The sequence below is a fragment of the Pseudomonas sp. LFS074 genome (assembly GCF_047978165.1).
Classification (GTDB): Bacteria; Pseudomonadota; Gammaproteobacteria; order Pseudomonadales; family Pseudomonadaceae; genus Aquipseudomonas; species Aquipseudomonas putida_P.
The window spans coordinates 2,149,545-2,166,696 of the sequence record NZ_JBFPFV010000001.1; the positions used below are offsets into that span (position 1 = coordinate 2,149,545).

Sequence of the window (17,152 nt, forward strand, 5' to 3'; positions counted from 1 at the left end):
TGCCTGAGGCTGGATGTCGCAGCTCAGCCTGGCAGGCAAGCGCTGCGATAGGCCCCGGGTGTCACCCCGTATGCCTGCTTGAATTGCCGGCTCAAATGGCTCTGGTCGGCAAACCCCAGGTCGAACGCCACCTGCGAAGCAGCAAAGCCGCACTTCAACATTTCCCGCGCGCGGGCCAGGCGCCGCTGCTTCAGCCAGGCGTGCGGCGGCAGGCCGGTGGCCTGGCGAAACACCCGGGCGAAATGGAACGGCGACAGGTTGACCGCCGCCGCCAGCGCTTCGAGCGAGGGTGGGTCGGCCAGTTGGCTTTCCAGCAGTTCGCGGGCGCGGGCCACGGCCAGTGGCTCGTGGCCGGGGGCAGAGGGTTCAGCGCATTGCCCGTGTCGTTGCACCAAGGCCAGCACCGCCTGACGCCAGGCGGTCTGCTGTTGCAGGGCACTGGCGCCAGTTTCGGACAGCTGATGCAGCTGGCTGAAGGCGATCGCCAGGGCCGCGTCATGGATCACGCTGTCCTTGAAGCTCGGCATGCCATGGCGGCCCAGCTCCAATTCGTCGAGCACGCCCGTGACCCGCGCGTGCTCGGGGTAGAAGCCGCGGTAGCGCCACCCCGCTTCGTGGGCTGTGGCGCCGGTATGCAGCTCGTCGGGGTTGATCAGCACCATGCTGCCGACCGGCGCCAAGTGCTCGCTGCCACGGTGCCAGAAACGCTGGGCGCCGGACTCGATCACGGTGAACACATAGCCTTCGTGCACATGCGGGGCAAAGCGCTGCTGGAAATAGCGCGCGTGCAGCATCTCGACGTCGCCCAGGGCCGGCGCCTGCCAGAGGTGTGTCTGCTCGCGCAGGGGCGTGTTCATGCCAGCCAGCTGCGCAGGAGGAAGAAGATCAACATGCTCACCAGCATGCTGAGCAATACGCTGCGGGTCAATAACACCAGGGCGATGGCCACCAGTGAGCCCAGCAGGTAGGGGTTGGTCAGGCTCAGGTTGAGCTGGTGCTCGGGCATGAAAATGATCGGGCCGCAAATGGCGGTGAGCATACCCGGCACGGCAAAACCGAGGAACTGCCGGGCATTGGAGCTCAGGCGCAAGGGCAGGCGCGGCTCCAGGAATGCATAGCGGTTGAGGAACACGATGGCGCCCATGGCGAAAATCAGGATCCAGGTCATGCGCGGGCTCCGGTGAATTTCTGACAGATGAACCCGGCGCTCATGCCCAGCAGGCCTGCGGCGACCAGGGCGGTTTCCCAATGCCAGTAGCTGAACAGCACCGAGCAGAACAGCGACACGGCGACGCACACCACCGTGGCCAGGTTGCGCACCAGCGGTGCGATCAGGGCGACGAAGGTGGCGACGATGGAGAAATCCAGGCCGAACTGGTCCAGGTGGGGAATGCTCTGGCCCAGAAGGATGCCGGCCAGGGTGAACAGGTTCCAGGCGATGTAGAAGGTCAGGCCCACCCCAAGGGCATACCAGCGGTTGAACTGCTGCTGGTCGTACTGGCTGGTCAGGGCGAAGAACTCGTCGGTCAGCAGAAAGCCCAGGCCCAAGCGCCAGCGCAGCGGCTGGCTGGACAGTACCGGGCGCATCGACAGGCCATACAGCAGGTGCTGAGAGGTCAACAGCAGGGTGGTGAGCAGGATCGACGCCAGGTTTGCGCCGCCCTTGAGCATGCCGATAGCCACCAGTTGCGCGGCACCAGCGAAGACGATGGCCGACAGCCCTTGCCCCTGCCAGGCGCTGAGGTTGGCCTCGATGGCCATGGAACCGGCCAGCAGGCCCCAGGGGGCGACGGCCAGGGACAACGGGAGAATGGCGATGGCGCCGTGGAGAAAAGCTTGGCGAGCGATGTGGGGCATGATGGCTGCAATGCTGTACTTGGCAGGCCAGCATGCCAGACGGAGCAGGGGATGGCTTGAACGATCTTGCTGGTCGACGCGGCTTCTACAAGGATCGCGGCCGGCCGAGGGCTATGGGTGGCTGGTCAGGTGCTGTTGCGCCGTCACGCAGCCGTTGATGTCCACGGCCTTCTGCAACAGGCTCAGGCGGTGCTGTGGGTCGAGGTCGCCAAGCAGGCGGTACACCTCGGCCTGGTAGTCGCGCTGGCGCCCCCACAGCATTTCCAGGCCTTGTGGCCGGCTGCGGTTGCAAGCCAGGCGGGTGGCCGGTTGCGGGTAGTAGGGGGCGTACACGGTGGCCATGTTGGGGATGGCCTCCAGTGCTGCGCGGTATTCGTTACTGGCGTTGTAGGGCCGGCACCAGGTGGCGATGGCTGGCGCGGGTGCGGCAAAACCCTGCTGGAGGCTGGCCTCGAGCAACGGGCAGGCGGCATCTGCAATTTGCGCGGCGGGCAGGTAGGTCATGTAGTACAGCGCCAGGCGGTACTGCGCGACCGGGTGGCCCAGCTCCACCGACTTTTTCAGCAGGGCGACCGCTGTCGGCAAGGTGTGGGCCATGGCCTGGCCCTGGCGGCTAAGCTCGGGGTCGTCGCCCACGGCGGTCCGCAGCGTGCTGGCACCGTCATCCTGGTTGTCGGCTTGCTCCAGCAGGGGTAAGGCCTGGCGGTAGAGCAGGTCGGCATGAGGGTCGATGTGCACTTCCAGCGCGTGCCCAGCCAGCGGTAACAGCGCGATCAACAGCGGGGGCAAGCGACGCATGCGGCTCACAGGCGAACCCCAGGGGCGGCCAGACAAGGATGGACGGCTTCGATGTTCATGGCGGTCAAGCGTACGCCTCAGGCAAATCGGAACGACGGCATATTCTAGCCACCCAAGGGGGCTGGCCGGAAGACCACTCGGCATCTGTCAGACGAGCTTGATTGGCGTAACCTTGCGCTGGGCGTGTTTTTCCTGGGCCAAGCCAAGCTTGGCGGTGATTACCTTGGCCAGTGCGTTGTTGCCCAGATCGTTCAGGTGCAGGCGATCGATGAACAGGTCTGCGCCGAACACGGGCGAGCTGTTGAGCATGCAGTTCATGTCGTAGCAGGGCACCGGGTCGGCCTGGCTCTTGATGCGGCGGAAAAACGCCGAGTGCAGTTGGCTGTCGAAGGCGCCTTCCAGCAGCCGGTCGAAGTTTGCCGGTTGTTGCTGCAGCGCGGCCAGCATGGCCTGCTCGCCAGCGGGCAGGGTATCCCGGCACCAGGGTAGTAACGGTTGCAGGATGAAAGTGAGGGTGGCGTGGCTGTCTGCCAGCAGCCGGTCCCATTGGCGCAAGGTACGGCCAATGTTGTCGGCGGCACGAGCCAGGCGCTTTTCCGGGGGCGACAGCGGCCAGCTGACCGGGGCTGCGACCGCAGGCGTGGCCAAGGCCTGGCCAATGCGCCGCCACAGCGACTGCCGACGCAACGGTGCGGTGGCCTGCATGCCTTCGCTGAAACTGTTGAGAAAGGCCTGGTAGGCCTTGGCGTGTTGTGGATCGTTGGGGCTGGCGAGAACTTCGCACAGGGCTTCGTGGGCCAGGCTGTTGAGGCCGCTGAGCACCACCACGTGGCCGAGCTGGCCAAGGCGGTGCTGGTGGGTCAGGAACATCAGCAGCTCCTGGCTGGCATTGAGCCCGCAGCCGGCCAGGCTCAGCCAGACTTCGCCGGTGAGCATCGACAGGTGCGAAGCCACCGTGTGTTCGTCGGAACTGGCGCCAATGCCCAGCGCCGTGGAGCCACCGACCAGCAGGTTGATGCGCGAAGCACCGCCGCGCTCGGCCGGCGAAAAGCGCTTGCCGGCGCAATGGCTGTAGCGCAGGCCGAGTGCGTCGGTGTTGATGGTGCCGGAGCGGTAGCCGGTTTCGTGCACATGCACGGTGTGTGGGGCACGCCGACTGCCCAGCAGCAGAAAACGCTGGTAGTCCTGCTGCAACGGCGAAGGAGACGGGCTCGTGTCAGTCGCGGTCATGCTCTCTCCTCCGGTTGTTCGGGTGCTGCGTTTCACGTTCAGGCCGCCAGCTCCTTGAGGTTGTACAGCAGGCCACCGGCGGCGATCAGCAGCAGGGCGACGCCCGAGGCCAGGCTGATGACGCGGTTGCTGCGCTGCGAGGCGATCTTGCCGATGGCGAAGATGTACAGGCTGAGCACGGCGAAATCGATGGCCACCCACAGCAATGACAGCACCACCATGCTCTTGCCGAACGACTCGGTGATCTGGATGAACTGGGGGAAGAAAGCGATGAAGAAAATGATGTCCTTGGGGTTGGAAATACCCACCATGAAACCTTGTAGCAGCCCGCCACGCCCGGCCTTTGGGGCCTCGCTCGCCGCTTCCTGGGTTGGTGACTGCAGGGCGTCCCTCAGCGTGCCCACGGCGATGTAGCCAATGAACAGGCAGCCCAGCAGGCTCATGGTACTGAGCCATGCCTTGTCGATGGCGGCGCTGGTGAGGATGATCCAGGCGGCGGCGCCGATCAGCACCAGTGACGCCCAGTTGGTGCCGACAGCGGTGAACATGGCCTTGCGTGAGCCGGAGGCAGCGGCCGTGTTGACGATCAGTGCCACCACCGGCCCGGGGGTGGCGATAAGGAGCAGGACGGTGAGGGCATAAGTGGCGGTGAGTGCGGTATTCACGGTCAGTTCTCGATCAGTATGTCGGGTGTCGCCAGGTGTGCGGCATGGGCGTGGAACGGGCAGCGCGCTGGATTGAGCGAGCCTGCCTCCTGCAGTTGATACTGCTTCCACTCGTAGTTGTCGGCGTCGCCGAAAGCGCCAAGGGTGTCGGGGACGACGCCGTCGTTGTAATGGTGCACGCGCTCACGAATGCGCTCGCGGATTCGCTTGCCACTCTCGGTATTGGCGTTGGCCACTTCGTCGAAGTTCGCCCGTGGGTTGATGACGAACGTGACGTGCTGGCCGAGGTTGCGGCTTTTCATTTGCTGATGGCCGGGGAAGTTCATGTTGATGAACAGCGGCATGCCGGCATAGCAGAACGACCAGCCCGAATCGTCAGGGTCGGTCGGAATGCCCTGTGGCCAAGGGTGTGGGTCGCGTGCATGCACCCCGCGCAGCACCTTCCAGGCCAACGCTTGCTGCTCGGCGAGGTTGCTGCCGGCTGGCGTTTCGAGAAACACCACCAAAGGGCTGCCGATGCGCTGCTTGGCGGTGATTTGTGCGACGGTGCGCACATAGTCGGCCAAGCCCTGCGCGATGTCATCGGCGAGTTGCTCGGCGCGGGCGAACAGAATGTGACAGGTTTCGCCGTTTACCGCCTTGCGGCCGAACAAGCAGGGGAATTCGGGGTTGGCGAGAACACTGCGAAAGTGTTCTATGGTTTTGTACGTCCAGTGTTGCATGTTAGGACCATGTTCCGCGGCTAGCTCTAGCGCATCCAGGCGATAGCAATTTCCATATCCCGTAAACATGATTTCCCCAGGCGTTGATTTAAGTGAACGTTCCAGTCACATGCAGGCAGGATCTTGGTTATGTTTGTTATTTACCTGCATTTTCCGAGACGCTTCTGACGTTGTAAAACGCGTGGAACTATGACCTACTATTAGTCTCACTCATGCTCGGGACGTCGCCATGTCGGAACGGATTCAGGCCTTGCACGCGCTGCGTGCCTTCGAGGTGGCCTCTCGCTATGGCTCCTTCACCCGTGCAGCTGAAGAGCTGGCCCTGACCCAGGGTGCGGTCAGCCACCACATCAAGACGCTCGAAGCCATGTTCGGCTGTGACCTGTTCGAACGTCGCGGCCCTAAACTGAGCCTGACCGAGCACGGCCGCCTGCTGGCACAAGAGCTGAAAGTGGGTTTCAAGATCATCGAAAATGCCTGCGCGTTGCTGCGCCAGGACCGCTATGGCTTGCGCCTCAAGGCCCCGTCCACGCTCACCGTGCGCTGGCTGCTGCGGGCGCTGGATGCGTTCAAGAAAATCGAGGACAACTGCAGTGTGCAGCTGTCCAGCGTGTGGATGGACATCGACAGCGTGGACTTCTATTCCGAGCCCTACGACTGCGCCATTCTTCTGGCCAATGGGCGCTTTCCCGCCGATATCGAGAGCTTCAAGCTGTTCGATGAATGGCTGATTCCGGTATGCCACCCCAATTACATGGCGCAGGCACAACCGCAACTGTCCGACCTGACCCGATGCGAGTTCCTGCACCCATCCCCCGACCGCCGTGACTGGCGGCGTTGGTTGGCGCGCATGGATGCGCTGGACATCAGCATTGACCAGGGGCAGGTGTTCGATACCCTCGACCAGGGCATTTCGGCCGCTCAGCAGGGCCTGGGCATTTCAGTGGTCGACCTGGTGCTGGCCAGTGCCGACCTGGCGGCCGGGCGCTTGGTCACACCATTCAAGCATGCGGTGGCCACGGGCGACGGTTATTACATGACCTGGCTCAAGGCCAGCCCAAAAGCGCGGCAGATGCACAAGCTGCGCGACTTCCTGCTCGGCCAGGTAGCGCCGCTGGCCTACAAGGACATCAACTACCTGTACGGTTGAACACCCGCTCGAGCATGAAATCGATGAACACCCGCAGCTTCGGCGGCATATGCCGCCCGGACGGCCACAGCAGGTAGAAGCTGCCGCGCTGTTCCATGAAATCGTCGAGTACGCTGACCAGCGAACCGTTGCCCAGTTCACGGCCTACGGTGAAGTCCGGCAGGCAGGTGATGCCGCGGTGGTTCACGGCAAAGCAGACGCGTGTCTCGACATGGTTGCAAACCATCGAAATGGGAATGTCGTAGGCGTGCTCGGGGTGCTCCTGGCGCAGCGGCCAGGTTTCCAGTTTGCCGTTGCTGGGGAAGCGGTAGTGCAGGCAGGTGTGCGTGGCCAGCTCGCGTGGGTGCAGGGGTGTGCCGCGTTCGCGCAGGTAGTCGGGCGAGGCCACCAGGCGGTGCTGGAAGTGCCCCAGGAACTTGGCATTGAGCCGTGAATCCACCGGCTGCCCGCCGCGCATGACCACATCGAAGCCTTCGCCGACGATATCCACCATACGGTCGGAGAAGTCCAGGTCCAGTTCCACTTGCGGGTACAGCGCCATGAACTCGGCCAGTGCCGGCATCACCAGCCCGGTCACCTGCGGCATGCTCACCCGCAGGCGCCCGCGCGGGGTTTCGCTGGCTTGCGACAGTTCCTGCTCGGTCGCCTCGATTTCGGCGAGGATGCGCCGGCTGCGGTCAAGGAACAACGTGCCCTCGGCGGTGAGGGTGATGCTGCGTGTGCTGCGGTGGAACAGGCGTACGCCCAAGCGGTTCTCCAGGCGCGCCACGCGCTTGCCGACTGCCGAGGCACTGATCCCCAGTGACTGGCCCGCGGCGACAAAGCTGCGGGTTTCGGCCACTCGATTGAAGACCACGAAGCCGCTGAGGCTGTCCATGCTGCATACCTGATTGCGGACATTGGTGTCCTGGGTGAGTGGCATTGTAACCGTCTTTTTCCGTAATGCGTGGGTCTTGCAGACTGTTCCTCTCGTTTTCCTACGCAAGGCAAAAGCACATGTCCCAAACACCTTCCGCATCGTTGCTGGCAACCAGTAACGAACGCTTGCCGCTCAGCGGGCTGCTGGCGCTGGCCATGACCGGCTTCATCGCCATCCTCAGCGAAACCCTGCCGGCTGGCCTGCTCGACCAGATCGCCGAGGGTATGCACATCAGCCAGGCCATGGCCGGGCAATGGGTGACGGCCTATGCCCTGGGCTCGTTGCTGACCGCCATTCCACTGGTGACCTTGACCCAAGGCTGGTATCGGCGCCGGGCGTTGTTGCTGGCGATCGTCGGTTTCGTACTGTTCAACGGGCTGACGGCCGTGTCGAATTCCAACAGCCTGACCTTGGTGCTGCGCTTTTTTACCGGCGCTGCAGCCGGGCTGGCTTGGGGTTTGATCGCCGGTCACGCGCGGCGCATGGTGCCGGTGGCACAGCAGGGGCGAGCCATGGCTTTGGCCATGCTCGGCCAGCCGATTGCCCTGTCGCTTGGCTTGCCGATTGCCACCTGGCTAGGTGCGGGGCTGGGCTGGCGCGCGACGTTCGTGGTGGTCACGCTGGTGGCGTTGCTGTTGGTGGTGTGGGTATTGCGGTCGGTGCCGGACTACCCTGGGCACACCGCCGGCAAGCGTCCAGCGGCCATGCAGGTGCTGCGCACACCGGGGGTGATGCTCGTGCTGCTGGTGATCCTCAGCTGGATCCTTGGCCATAACATTCTCTACACCTATATCGTGCCACTACTGGCGGCGGCTGGCATGGTGACGGAAATTGGCCCAGTGTTGATGGTGTTTGGCCTGTCGGCCCTGGCCGGGATTGGCCTGGTGGGGTTGCTGGTCGACCGGCATCTGCGCACGCTGGTGCTATTGAGCCTGGCGGGTTTTGCCCTGGCTACGTTGGCTTTGGGGCAGGCGTCGTCGTGGCTGATGTACCTGAGCATCGCTTTGTGGGGCGTGACCTACGGCGGTGCGCCGACTCTGTTGCAGACCGCTTGCGCCGATGCGGCGGGCGAAGGCGGGGATGTGGCGCAGTCGATGCTGGTGACGGTGTGGAACAGCGCCATTGCCCTGGGCGGGATCATTGGCGGCTTGCTGTTGAGCGGCCCAGGAGTGGAAGGGTTTGGCGCGGTGGTACTGGGCCTGATCGCGCTGGCCTGGCTGTTGAGCTGGGCCGGGCGGCGCAGCGGGTTTGTGCCAGGAAGGCGCTAAAACACTCACCCCAGGCACGACAAAGGTAGAATCATCTCATCTACAGATGATCGAATTGCTCTCTGAATCGCTGGAAGGGCTTTCCGCCGCCATGATCGCCGAGCTGGGACGCTACCGGCATCAAGTCTTCATCGAGAAGCTGGGCTGGGACGTGGTCTCCACCTCCAGGGTCCGCGACCAGGAATTCGACCAGTTCGACCATCCGCAAACCCGCTACATCGTCGCCATGGGCCGCCAGGGCATCTGCGGTTGCGCCCGCCTGCTGCCGACGACCGACGCCTACCTGCTCAAGGACGTCTTCGCCTACCTGTGCAGCGAAACCCCGCCGAGCGATCCGTCGGTCTGGGAGCTTTCGCGCTACGCCGCCAGCGCGGCGGACGATCCGCAGCTGGCGATGAAGATATTCTGGTCCAGCCTGCAATGCGGCTGGTACCTGGGGGCCAGTTCGGTGGTGGCGGTGACCACCACGGCCATGGAGCGCTATTTCGTTCGCAACGGCGTGATCCTCCAGCGCCTCGGCCCGCCGCAGAAGGTCAAGGGCGAGACGCTGGTCGCGATCAGCTTCCCGGCCTACCAGGAGCGCGGCCTGGAGATGCTGTTGCGCTACCACCCGGAATGGCTGCAGGGTGTACCGCTGTCGATGGCGGTGTGAATGATTCAGAGGTCGACGCAGTGGAGTTGCAGCAGGGCTTTGTCCTGACCCGGCATTGGCATGACACGCCCGAAGGCACTTGCGTGGAGTTCTGGCTGGCCACCGATCAGGGGCCGCGGCAGCTGCGCCTGGCGCCCCAGGAGTCGGTGGCGTTCATCCCCCAGGCGCAGGCTGAGCATGCCCGTGTTCTGCTGTCCAAGGAGCCTGGCGTTCAGCTCAAGCCGCTGCGGCTGAAGGGCTTCGACCAGCGCCCGGTGCTTGGCCTGTATTGCCGCCAACACCGGCAACTGATGCAGCTGGAGCAACGCCTGCGCAGCGCGGGTATCGAGGTGTACGAGGCCGATATCCGCCCGCCCGAGCGCTATCTGATGGAGCGCTTCATCACCGCCCCTGTGCAGTTCACCGGTCAGCCGAATGCCCAGGGTGTTTATTGCGACGCCCAGCTCAAGCCTTTGCCCGGCTATCGCCCACCGCTGCGTCTGGTGTCGCTGGATATCGAGACCAGCGAACGGGGAGAGTTGTACAGCATTGCCCTGGAAGGGTGTGGCCAGCGTCAGGTGTACATGCTTGGCCCGGCCAACGGCGACGCTGATGGCGTCGACTTCGCTCTGCACTATTGCGATGACCGTGCCGCGTTGCTCGACTGCCTCAACCAATGGATGGCCACGCACGATCCGGATGCGATCATCGGCTGGAACCTGATCCAGTTCGACCTGCGCCTTTTGCATGAACACGCCAAACTGTTGCAGGTACCGCTGGCATTAGGCCGCAACGGTGCCCCCATGACCTTGCGCAGCCACGCCGGGGGCGGCCATGTATTCGCCGACGCACCGGGGCGGCTGTTGATCGATGGCATCGAAGCACTGCGCTCGGCGACCTGGAGCTTTCCGTCGTTCAGCCTGGAAAGTGTTGCGCAGACCCTGCTCGGAGAAGGCAAGGCCATCGACACGCCGTACCAGCGCATGGATGAAATCAACCGCCGTTTCGCCGAAGACAAACCGGCACTGGCACGCTACAACCTCAAGGACTGCGAGCTGGTCACCCGCATCTTCGCCCATACCCGCCTGCTCGAGTTCCTGCTGGAGCGTGCTTCGGTCACCGGGCTGGCGGTAGACCGCAGCGGTGGTTCGGTGGCCGCTTTCTGTCACCTGTACATCCCGCAGATGCACCGTTTGGGCTTTGTCGCCCCCAACCTCGGCAGCCGCCCCGATGAAGCCAGCCCCGGTGGCTTTGTCATGGATTCGCGTCCAGGCCTGTACGACTCGGTGCTGGTGCTGGACTACAAGAGCCTCTACCCGTCGATCATCCGTACTTTTCTGATCGACCCGGTTGGGCTGGTCGAGGGCCTGCGCTTGCCCGACGATGAGCATTCGGTGGAGGGCTTTCGCGGTGGGCGTTTCTCGCGCAGCCAGCATTGCCTGCCGGCCATTGTCGAGCGTGTCTGGCAGGGCCGGGAAGCGGCCAAGCGTGAGGGCAATGCGCCGCTGTCGCAGGCACTGAAGATCATCATGAATGCCTTTTATGGGGTGTTGGGGTCGAGCGGTTGCCGTTTCTTCGACCCGCGCCTGGCCTCGTCGATCACCATGCGCGGTCACCAGATCATGCGCCAGACTCGCACGCTGATCGAGGCCAGGGGTTATGAGGTCATCTATGGTGACACCGACTCCACCTTCGTCTGGCTCAAAGGTGCCCATGACGAAGCAGCCGCGGCGCAGATCGGCCGCGAACTGGTGGCTCAGGTCAACCAGTGGTGGCGTGAGCACCTGCGCCAGCAGATGAACCTGCAAAGCGCGCTGGAGCTGCAGTTCGAGGTGCATTATCGGCGGTTTCTGATGCCTACCATTCGTGGCGCCGATGAGGGTAGCAAGAAGCGTTATGCCGGCTTGGTGCAGCGTGCCGACGGCAGCGAGGATGTGGTCTACAAGGGCCTGGAGTCGGTGCGCACCGACTGGTCGCCACTGGCGCAGCAGTTTCAGCAGGCGCTGTATGGGCGAATCTTTCGCGGCCAGCCGTACCGCGACTATGTGCGCCTTTACGTGCAGCAGACCCTGGCGGGCGAACTGGACGACCTGCTGGTGTATCGCAAGCGCCTGCGCCGGCCGCTGGCTGACTACCAGCGCAACGTGCCACCCCATGTGCGTGCCGCACGCCAGGCCGATGAGTACAACAGCCGCCTCGGCCGCCCCCGTCAGTACCAGCGCGGTGGCTGGATCAGTTACGTCATTACCACCGCCGGCCCCGAGCCGATGGAGAACCTGCAATCGCCGATCGACTACGAACACTACCTCAGCCGGCAGTTGCAGCCGGTGGCCGATGCCATCCTGCCGTTCGTTGGCGATGACTTCGCCACCTTGACCGGTCGCCAGTTACAACTGTTCTGACCGCAGGCGTTAGTTATCTAGCGCCCGACGTAAAGCATGCTGCTTAGCCTTGCCTCTTTTCATGAAGAGGCCTCAGGCAATGGACACTACTCCGCTATCAAGCGCACAGGCAGCCATCGATGCTTTCCAGGACGGCATCATCGGCAAGCGCCTGCCACTCTGGTTGCGTCAGGCACCCGCCGAGCAACTGCCAGAGATCAGCATGGCATTGGCAAATAGCCTGCGCTGTCGTGAGCAAGTGAATGCGCTGCTGCGGGGCATCGAAAGCATCGACAGTTTCGTTGCAGCGGGCCTGGAAAAGGCCCTTGGCGAGCGTTACGGGATTGTTCGTAACGCGCGCGCGCTCAGGTTTCTGGAGGGCCGTCGGGAACCTGTGATCAACAGTCAGCCGGTTGGCGCGCACCTTACCGAAGTGGTCTACGAAGAAAAGCCGCTGCTCGAGGTGGTCCTGCGCAACTTCACTGCCGAGCAGGCCCAGGCGGGTGGCCAGCCGCGTGGTAATCGCCTACTGGTTTCGCGTCAGGGCAGGGGTGCACCGCCCACCAGCATCGAACTTGCCACGCTGTGCCGTGAGCTGGATTTGGGGGCGTGTTATCAACGTCACCTGGATTCCATTCTGAAGCCCGCGGGTGATGCCAGGCGCGTGGAGTCTCAGCTTGGGGATACCAGCCGCCACGCCATGCTGGTGGACGCCTATAAAGCCAGGCAGGAGGGAAAGCTGGATGACAGCGAGCTCAAACTGATGGTGACTGTGTGCGCGGATGGCAAGCTGCTGCGTCTGGCGGGGGACCGTGTTGAAGCCAGGCAACTGAAGCTGCTGGGTTGCCTTATCGAGCAGGTGATCGTGTTCGAGGTAATTGACCAGGGCGTTCTTTTCAATACCACGCGCCGGGTATTGCTCTATGTGCCTGGGGATCCGGTGTCACCTTGGAGCGTATTCGACAGCATCGACAAATTGAACCGGGAACTGGGTCGCCGCTTTCGAGACAAGGCCTATCAGCGTTTCTTCAGCCGCTTCGTGCTGCGCCGTGACAGCCAGGCGTTTTTCGCTCAGGTCATGGCGCTATTCGATGATCTGGCGGTTTGGGCATTCCGTGATCTCGAGCCGCGTTTGCACCCTTACCCGCAACCGTTGTTCAACAGCCTGGCACAGGCACGTATACGCCAGATCAAGGAAGATGCAGCGATGATCGCGGTACCTGTGGCACGGCTTGATCGTGAGGTTCAGCGCCAGCATGACGAGCGCCTGGAGGCCGAGGGGTGGGCACTGCTCAACCTGGCCAGCTTCTTTGTGCCGGGCCTTGGCGTGGCGCTGCTTGCCGTGACGGCTTGGGAGCTGCTGGGCGAGGTCTACCATGGCTTCGAGGCATGGCAGGAAGGGGATCGCCAAGCGGCACTCGATCATTTGACCCATGTCGCCACTGACCTTGTCGTGCTTGCGACCACGGTTGCGGGGGTTGCCGTGGCACGACGGATTTGGGCGCGCTCCGCGTGCGTTGATGCCATGTTGCCGGCTCGGCTGGAGGACGGCACTGTCAAACTCTGGCAACTCGATTTGACGCCGTTTCAAAGCCAGCCCCCCGTTGCGGCCACCGGCCAGGACGCATTGGGCATTCGGCGCCTGGATGGGCAGGCCTGGATCGAAATGGACGGGTATGACTACCGCGTGACGGCGCCGGCTGGCGACGGTCAGTGGCAACTGTGCCCCGTCGACGGCCACGGGCCGATGCTACGTCACAATGGTGCTGGCGCTTGGCGATTGTGGAGCGAGCAACCGAGTCAGTGGGCCGATAGATACCGCATGTTCCGGCGCTTTGGCGGGGCATTCAGCAGGCTGGGTGACGAAGAGATCGACCAGGTCCTGCTGCTTCATGACCTTGATGGTGACGATGTGCGTAGCTTGCATGTACATGCCCAGGCGCCAAGCCCAGGCATGCTTGACAGTGTGCTGCGGGTCAAGCTCGATCAGCGCATTCGCAGCATGATTGGTTGTCTGCGCAGTGGCATGCCGGTAGAGGATGTAACCGTGCTTGAACATGCGCGGCGGTTGCCAGGTGCGGATGGCCTGCCAGATCAGGCACTGGCTGAGTTGGCATGGACGCAGCGCCGAACACTATTGCATCACCTGTACGAAGCGCTGCAGCCTACCGACAGCCCTGGCAGCGCAGCCCTACGCCGGGTTTTTCCAGGGTTGCACGTGCGCGCTGCACAAGCGTTGGTAAAAGCCGCCAATGGTGTCGAGCGCAAGCGTCTGCTCTCTAGCGGCAGGGTTGCGCTGGGGCTGGCCGAAGCGGCCAGGGGCAGCCTGTCGGCTATGCGTCAGGTCCGGGTACTTGAAGCGCTGTACCTGGATACGCCACAGAATGCAGACCTGGCTCGGGTGGCCCTGGGCCTCTTGCGGTACCTGCCTGGAAGCGAACAAGGTGTGCGCTGGCGCTTGTACGAAGGTTACCTGGATGGGCCGAAGCTGGCGCAAACCGAACAGGGGCAGCGGGCGTTCGATCTGGTGCACTTGAATGGCAGTTTCCAGTTGCTTGATGACCAAGGCACGGCGCTCGGGGCGCCGGGAGAGTTGTTCGACGTCATGGCGCTAGCCTATACCGATGAGCAACGTGAGGCGATGAGGGTCGGCGAGCCGTTCTCGCACAACCTCAGGGTGCTGCTGGGGCGCGAAGCAGTCAGCCGCCGTGATGAGATCGCTCGTCTGCTCGGCGCGGTACGCCCGGGCGCTGTTCGAATGCCCCTGCGCTTGGCAGATGGGCGTTTGGGCTACCCGCTGGGTGGCGCTGGCGTGAGTGGTTTCGCATCGAGAGGCAGAGCCCTGAGAGCAACGCTGCGGGATCTCTTTCCTTGGTTGAGTGATGTGCAGATCGAGACCCTCGTCGATGAGGCCAGGCGTTCAGGGCATCAACTTGAACGGGTACTGAGCGACCTGAGCAATGAGCTCACGGTACTGCGCAACACGCTGGATACCTGGGTGGCACAGGGACAGGGCGAAGCCAGGGAGGATCGAGATGCCTTGCGCCAGACCTTGTTCAATTGCTGGAGACGGTCGGTCGGTGTTGGGGCGTTGCAAATCGATGCGCAACAAAACCTGCATGCCATCTTCTGCAATTTCAGATTGGACGGCTTGCCCAGCATGCCTGCGCAAGTCAGCTTCAGAGGCGTTACCAGCCTATCGATGTTGCACCTGAATCTCCTGGAAGTACCCAACAGTTTCCTGCTGGCTTTCCCCAACCTGCAAACCCTTGACCTGGGCGGCAACCTGTTGACGCGCCTACCACAACCGCTGCTGCAAATACCGCAACTACGGCATCTGAGTCTGACCCATAACCGGATTCGTCTGAACATGGAGCAAACCGCCACGTTGGCCAGTTGTACGAGCCTGGAGTCTCTCGACCTGTCCCACAATCCACTGGGGCGCCCGTTTCCGCTGGCCGGTTTGACCGAACTGCGATGGCTGAACTTGCGCGACACACACATCACGCAATTCCCCGCAGGCGTGTTCGAGCGTGCTCAGCTGGTATCCGTTGACTTGCGGGAGAACCGCATCAGGCATATTCCGGAGCAGTTTTTCCAGATGCCCGTATGGCGTCGGCGGCGGATCCGCCTGAGCGCGAACCCGTTGGGCGAGGCCCAGATGGGGCGTTTGCGAGCCTCGCTGAGGAGCGACGTTCCTGTGGTCGACGAGGAGCAAGTGTTTCTGCGCCTGCAGCACGCGCGTGAAGTCTGGGGCGATGCGGTGGCCCCGGAGCATCGCGGCTTGATGCTTGCGGCCTGGGACTCGCTGGATGAACGGCAAGATGCCGGGCGCTTTTTCCGTGTCCTTGGGCAGCTTTTGCTGTCCGAGGACTTTCGTGTCAACGCGCGGGCATTGGGCAATCGGGTAATGGCGTTAGTGCAGGCGATGGCCATGACGCCGGAATTGCGCCAGAACTTGCTGTCCGTGGCCAATGATGAGTGGGGGTGCCAGGACGGTGCAACCTGGTGCTTGAGCAACCTCGAACTGAACATGCTTGTCTGGCAGGTAGAACATGCCGCTGGAGAACATAGCGAAGGCGCCTTGCTTGGCCTGGGAAGACGCTTATGGCGCCAGGATGCAGTCGACAGGTTCGCCAGCCGATGGGCAATCCAACACGCCAGGGCGCTGGAAGGCAGCGAAGTGGGGTTGGCCTTCAGGATCGGGCTAAGGGAGCGGCTTGACTTGCCCCTGCAGGTGGGGGAAATGAGCTTCCAGGCTGTTTCAGGCGTTTTGGACGCGGACCTGGCAGAGGCAGAAGCCGCTGTGCGGAACGCGGAAACCCCGGATGAGATCGCACGTTCGATGGTTGATCGTGAATTTTGGCAGGCGCACCTGGAGCGTACCCATCCTGACCAATTCGCTGCGGTCGACTTGCCCTTCAGGCGACAGCTTGAAACGGTACTTGACGATGAAGCGCTCCTGGAGGGCGCAAAGATCGAGCAGGCGGATGCCATTCGAGATGCGCAGCGTGCTGCACGCAGGGGGCTGATGCTGGACATGACGATTCGTGCGATGGAAGCGGGGCCCGAGGAGCTAGGCATACCGGTGCGTTGACCACAACTCAGGGTAAGGGTTTACCTGGCCCTGACCAAGGCGGCTTTGGGCTATGCTCAGTCTGGGTGACGGTGGATTGTGCCAACGCCGTTGCCCTGGCTTCAGGTAGCTCGGAAATCGACAGTTACTTTTGCACCCCCCGTTCTTGTGTGAAGTGGTTTAGGCTCCTTGTCGGATTTTTCTCCGTGATCTGTAGTCATTGGTATATCGAGACAATAAGGAGATACGCATGCTCGTCCGGTCACTGACCCTCGCAACCTTGCTTGCTGTTGCCGGCCCCCTGTTTGCCGCAGACAGTGATGCGCCTTTAGCCAAGGAACTGGGTAAGGCCAGGCCGTTGGTGGTTATCGCCCCGAGCAGTGCCGACCCGACCTTGCGCGGGTTGAACAAGGCGCTCGAGGATCCGGCCACCCAGGCAGCCTTCAAGGAGCGCAACCTTGTGCTGTACAGCGTCGCCAACATGATGGGCAAGCGCGAGGACAAGAACCTCGAACAGCAGACCACCATGGCCCTGATTCGTGAACTGAAGCTGGGGGCGAGCAAGGGCACCAAGGTGATCCTGGTCGGCAAGGATGGCGAGCGGCACATGCTCAAGGACGACGACACTGGCGAGGCCATCGACCCGCAGGTGATCTTCAAGGCAGTCGATGAACTGCCTGCCAGCGAAAAGGCGGTGGCGGCGCCCGAGCCCGTAGCAGCGGCACCGGAAGCCAAGGCCAAGGACACCAAGCCGGCCAAGCCAGCCAAACCGGCGGCCCCGCCCAAACCGCTGGAAGACTGAACACGCATCATGGCCCCAAGGCACGTTGGGGCCAGCTGCCAGGTGTTGTGTATCCCACTGTATCTGCGCGCACGGCAGACCTACTGCCATACAAAAGCGCGCCCCACACGATACATCCACGACAAACCGCAACGGCCTAATGGCTCCACTTTC

The 17,152-nt window shown here is 62.9% G+C and carries 14 protein-coding genes; 6 read left to right on the forward strand and 8 right to left on the reverse strand.

From position 1 onward, the window contains the following. Positions 1 to 23: 23 nt before the first annotated feature. The 7 genes from ACNQP3_RS09885 to ACNQP3_RS09915 form a co-directional block, all read right to left on the reverse strand. Positions 24 to 857, reverse strand: coding sequence for an AraC family transcriptional regulator (locus ACNQP3_RS09885; RefSeq protein ID WP_069942801.1), 834 nt, complete (start codon positions 855 to 857; stop codon positions 24 to 26). Then, a complete protein-coding gene (locus tag ACNQP3_RS09890) occupies positions 854 to 1,168 on the reverse strand; it encodes an AzlD domain-containing protein (RefSeq protein ID WP_012271644.1) in 315 nt (104 codons plus the stop codon). The genes ACNQP3_RS09885 and ACNQP3_RS09890 overlap by 4 nt, the downstream gene beginning before the upstream one ends. Beyond that, the gene (locus ACNQP3_RS09895) at positions 1,165 to 1,857 is read right to left on the reverse strand and encodes an AzlC family ABC transporter permease (protein WP_012271645.1); all 693 of its coding nucleotides are present in this window, start codon (positions 1,855 to 1,857) and stop codon (positions 1,165 to 1,167) included. Before ACNQP3_RS09895 ends, ACNQP3_RS09890 begins: the two co-directional genes overlap by 4 nt. Positions 1,858 to 1,968: 111 nt before the next feature. After that, the gene (locus tag ACNQP3_RS09900) at positions 1,969 to 2,664 is read right to left on the reverse strand and encodes a hypothetical protein (protein WP_041166456.1); all 696 of its coding nucleotides are present in this window, start codon (positions 2,662 to 2,664) and stop codon (positions 1,969 to 1,971) included. A 138-nt stretch (positions 2,665 to 2,802) separates the two neighbouring features. Next, positions 2,803 to 3,885: a hypothetical protein gene (locus ACNQP3_RS09905; RefSeq protein ID WP_012271647.1), complete on the reverse strand. Its 1,083-nt coding sequence runs from the start codon at positions 3,883 to 3,885 to the stop codon at positions 2,803 to 2,805. 38 nt (positions 3,886 to 3,923) lie between these two features. Further along, entirely contained in the window at positions 3,924 to 4,550 is a 627-nt protein-coding gene (locus ACNQP3_RS09910; RefSeq protein ID WP_012271648.1) for a LysE family translocator, read from the reverse strand. A gap of 2 nt (positions 4,551 to 4,552) precedes the next feature. Next, entirely contained in the window at positions 4,553 to 5,341 is a 789-nt protein-coding gene (locus ACNQP3_RS09915) for a YqcI/YcgG family protein (RefSeq protein WP_060492821.1), read from the reverse strand. A 160-nt stretch (positions 5,342 to 5,501) separates the two neighbouring features. Between ACNQP3_RS09915 and ACNQP3_RS09920 the strand changes: the two genes are divergently transcribed. Next, entirely contained in the window at positions 5,502 to 6,422 is a 921-nt protein-coding gene (locus tag ACNQP3_RS09920) for a LysR substrate-binding domain-containing protein (RefSeq protein WP_012271650.1), read from the forward strand. On the opposite strand, the gene ACNQP3_RS09925 is transcribed toward ACNQP3_RS09920, so the two are convergent. Beyond that, entirely contained in the window at positions 6,403 to 7,299 is an 897-nt protein-coding gene (locus ACNQP3_RS09925) for a LysR family transcriptional regulator (RefSeq protein ID WP_012271651.1), read from the reverse strand. The two genes, ACNQP3_RS09920 and ACNQP3_RS09925, sit on opposite strands and share 20 nt — an antisense overlap. A gap of 119 nt (positions 7,300 to 7,418) precedes the next feature. Between ACNQP3_RS09925 and ACNQP3_RS09930 the strand changes: the two genes are divergently transcribed. The 5 genes from ACNQP3_RS09930 to ACNQP3_RS09950 all read left to right on the forward strand — a co-directional run bounded on the left by ACNQP3_RS09930 (position 7,419) and on the right by ACNQP3_RS09950 (position 16,999). After that, a complete protein-coding gene (locus ACNQP3_RS09930; protein ID WP_060514136.1) occupies positions 7,419 to 8,609 on the forward strand; it encodes an MFS transporter in 1,191 nt (396 codons plus the stop codon). Between the two features lie 46 nt (positions 8,610 to 8,655). Next, positions 8,656 to 9,261, forward strand: coding sequence for an acyl-homoserine-lactone synthase (gene rhlI, locus ACNQP3_RS09935; protein ID WP_003138177.1), 606 nt, complete (start codon positions 8,656 to 8,658; stop codon positions 9,259 to 9,261). 20 nt (positions 9,262 to 9,281) lie between these two features. Next, positions 9,282 to 11,642, forward strand: a complete 2,361-nt coding sequence (locus ACNQP3_RS09940) for a DNA polymerase II (RefSeq protein WP_264316979.1) — start codon at positions 9,282 to 9,284, stop codon at positions 11,640 to 11,642. Between the two features lie 79 nt (positions 11,643 to 11,721). Further along, positions 11,722 to 16,218 carry an NEL-type E3 ubiquitin ligase domain-containing protein gene (locus ACNQP3_RS09945; RefSeq protein WP_264316980.1) on the forward strand — a complete coding sequence of 1,499 codons (4,497 nt, stop codon included), beginning with the start codon at positions 11,722 to 11,724 and terminating at the stop codon, positions 16,216 to 16,218. Positions 16,219 to 16,447: 229 nt separating this feature from the next. Continuing rightward, on the forward strand, positions 16,448 to 16,999 hold the full coding sequence (locus ACNQP3_RS09950) for a DUF4174 domain-containing protein (protein WP_012271655.1): 552 nt from the start codon (positions 16,448 to 16,450) through the stop codon (positions 16,997 to 16,999). The last annotated feature ends 153 nt before the right edge of the window (positions 17,000 to 17,152 follow it).

Excerpts from the sequence above, each read along its gene's own strand:
- ACNQP3_RS09885 (WP_069942801.1), bottom strand. The coding sequence starts at position 857 with ATGAACACGCCCCTGCGCGAGCAGACACACCTCTGGCAGGCGCCGGCC.
- ACNQP3_RS09890 (WP_012271644.1), bottom strand. The coding sequence starts at position 1,168 with ATGACCTGGATCCTGATTTTCGCCATGGGCGCCATCGTGTTCCTCAAC.
- ACNQP3_RS09895 (WP_012271645.1), bottom strand. The coding sequence starts at position 1,857 with ATGCCCCACATCGCTCGCCAAGCTTTTCTCCACGGCGCCATCGCCATT.
- ACNQP3_RS09905 (WP_012271647.1), bottom strand. The coding sequence starts at position 3,885 with ATGACCGCGACTGACACGAGCCCGTCTCCTTCGCCGTTGCAGCAGGAC.
- ACNQP3_RS09915 (WP_060492821.1), bottom strand. The coding sequence starts at position 5,341 with ATGTTTACGGGATATGGAAATTGCTATCGCCTGGATGCGCTAGAGCTA.
- ACNQP3_RS09920 (WP_012271650.1), top strand. The coding sequence starts at position 5,502 with ATGTCGGAACGGATTCAGGCCTTGCACGCGCTGCGTGCCTTCGAGGTG.
- ACNQP3_RS09925 (WP_012271651.1), bottom strand. The coding sequence starts at position 7,299 with ATGGACAGCCTCAGCGGCTTCGTGGTCTTCAATCGAGTGGCCGAAACC.
- ACNQP3_RS09930 (WP_060514136.1), top strand. The coding sequence starts at position 7,419 with ATGTCCCAAACACCTTCCGCATCGTTGCTGGCAACCAGTAACGAACGC.
- rhlI (WP_003138177.1), top strand. The coding sequence starts at position 8,656 with ATGATCGAATTGCTCTCTGAATCGCTGGAAGGGCTTTCCGCCGCCATG.
- ACNQP3_RS09945 (WP_264316980.1), top strand. The coding sequence starts at position 11,722 with ATGGACACTACTCCGCTATCAAGCGCACAGGCAGCCATCGATGCTTTC.
- ACNQP3_RS09950 (WP_012271655.1), top strand. The coding sequence starts at position 16,448 with ATGCTCGTCCGGTCACTGACCCTCGCAACCTTGCTTGCTGTTGCCGGC.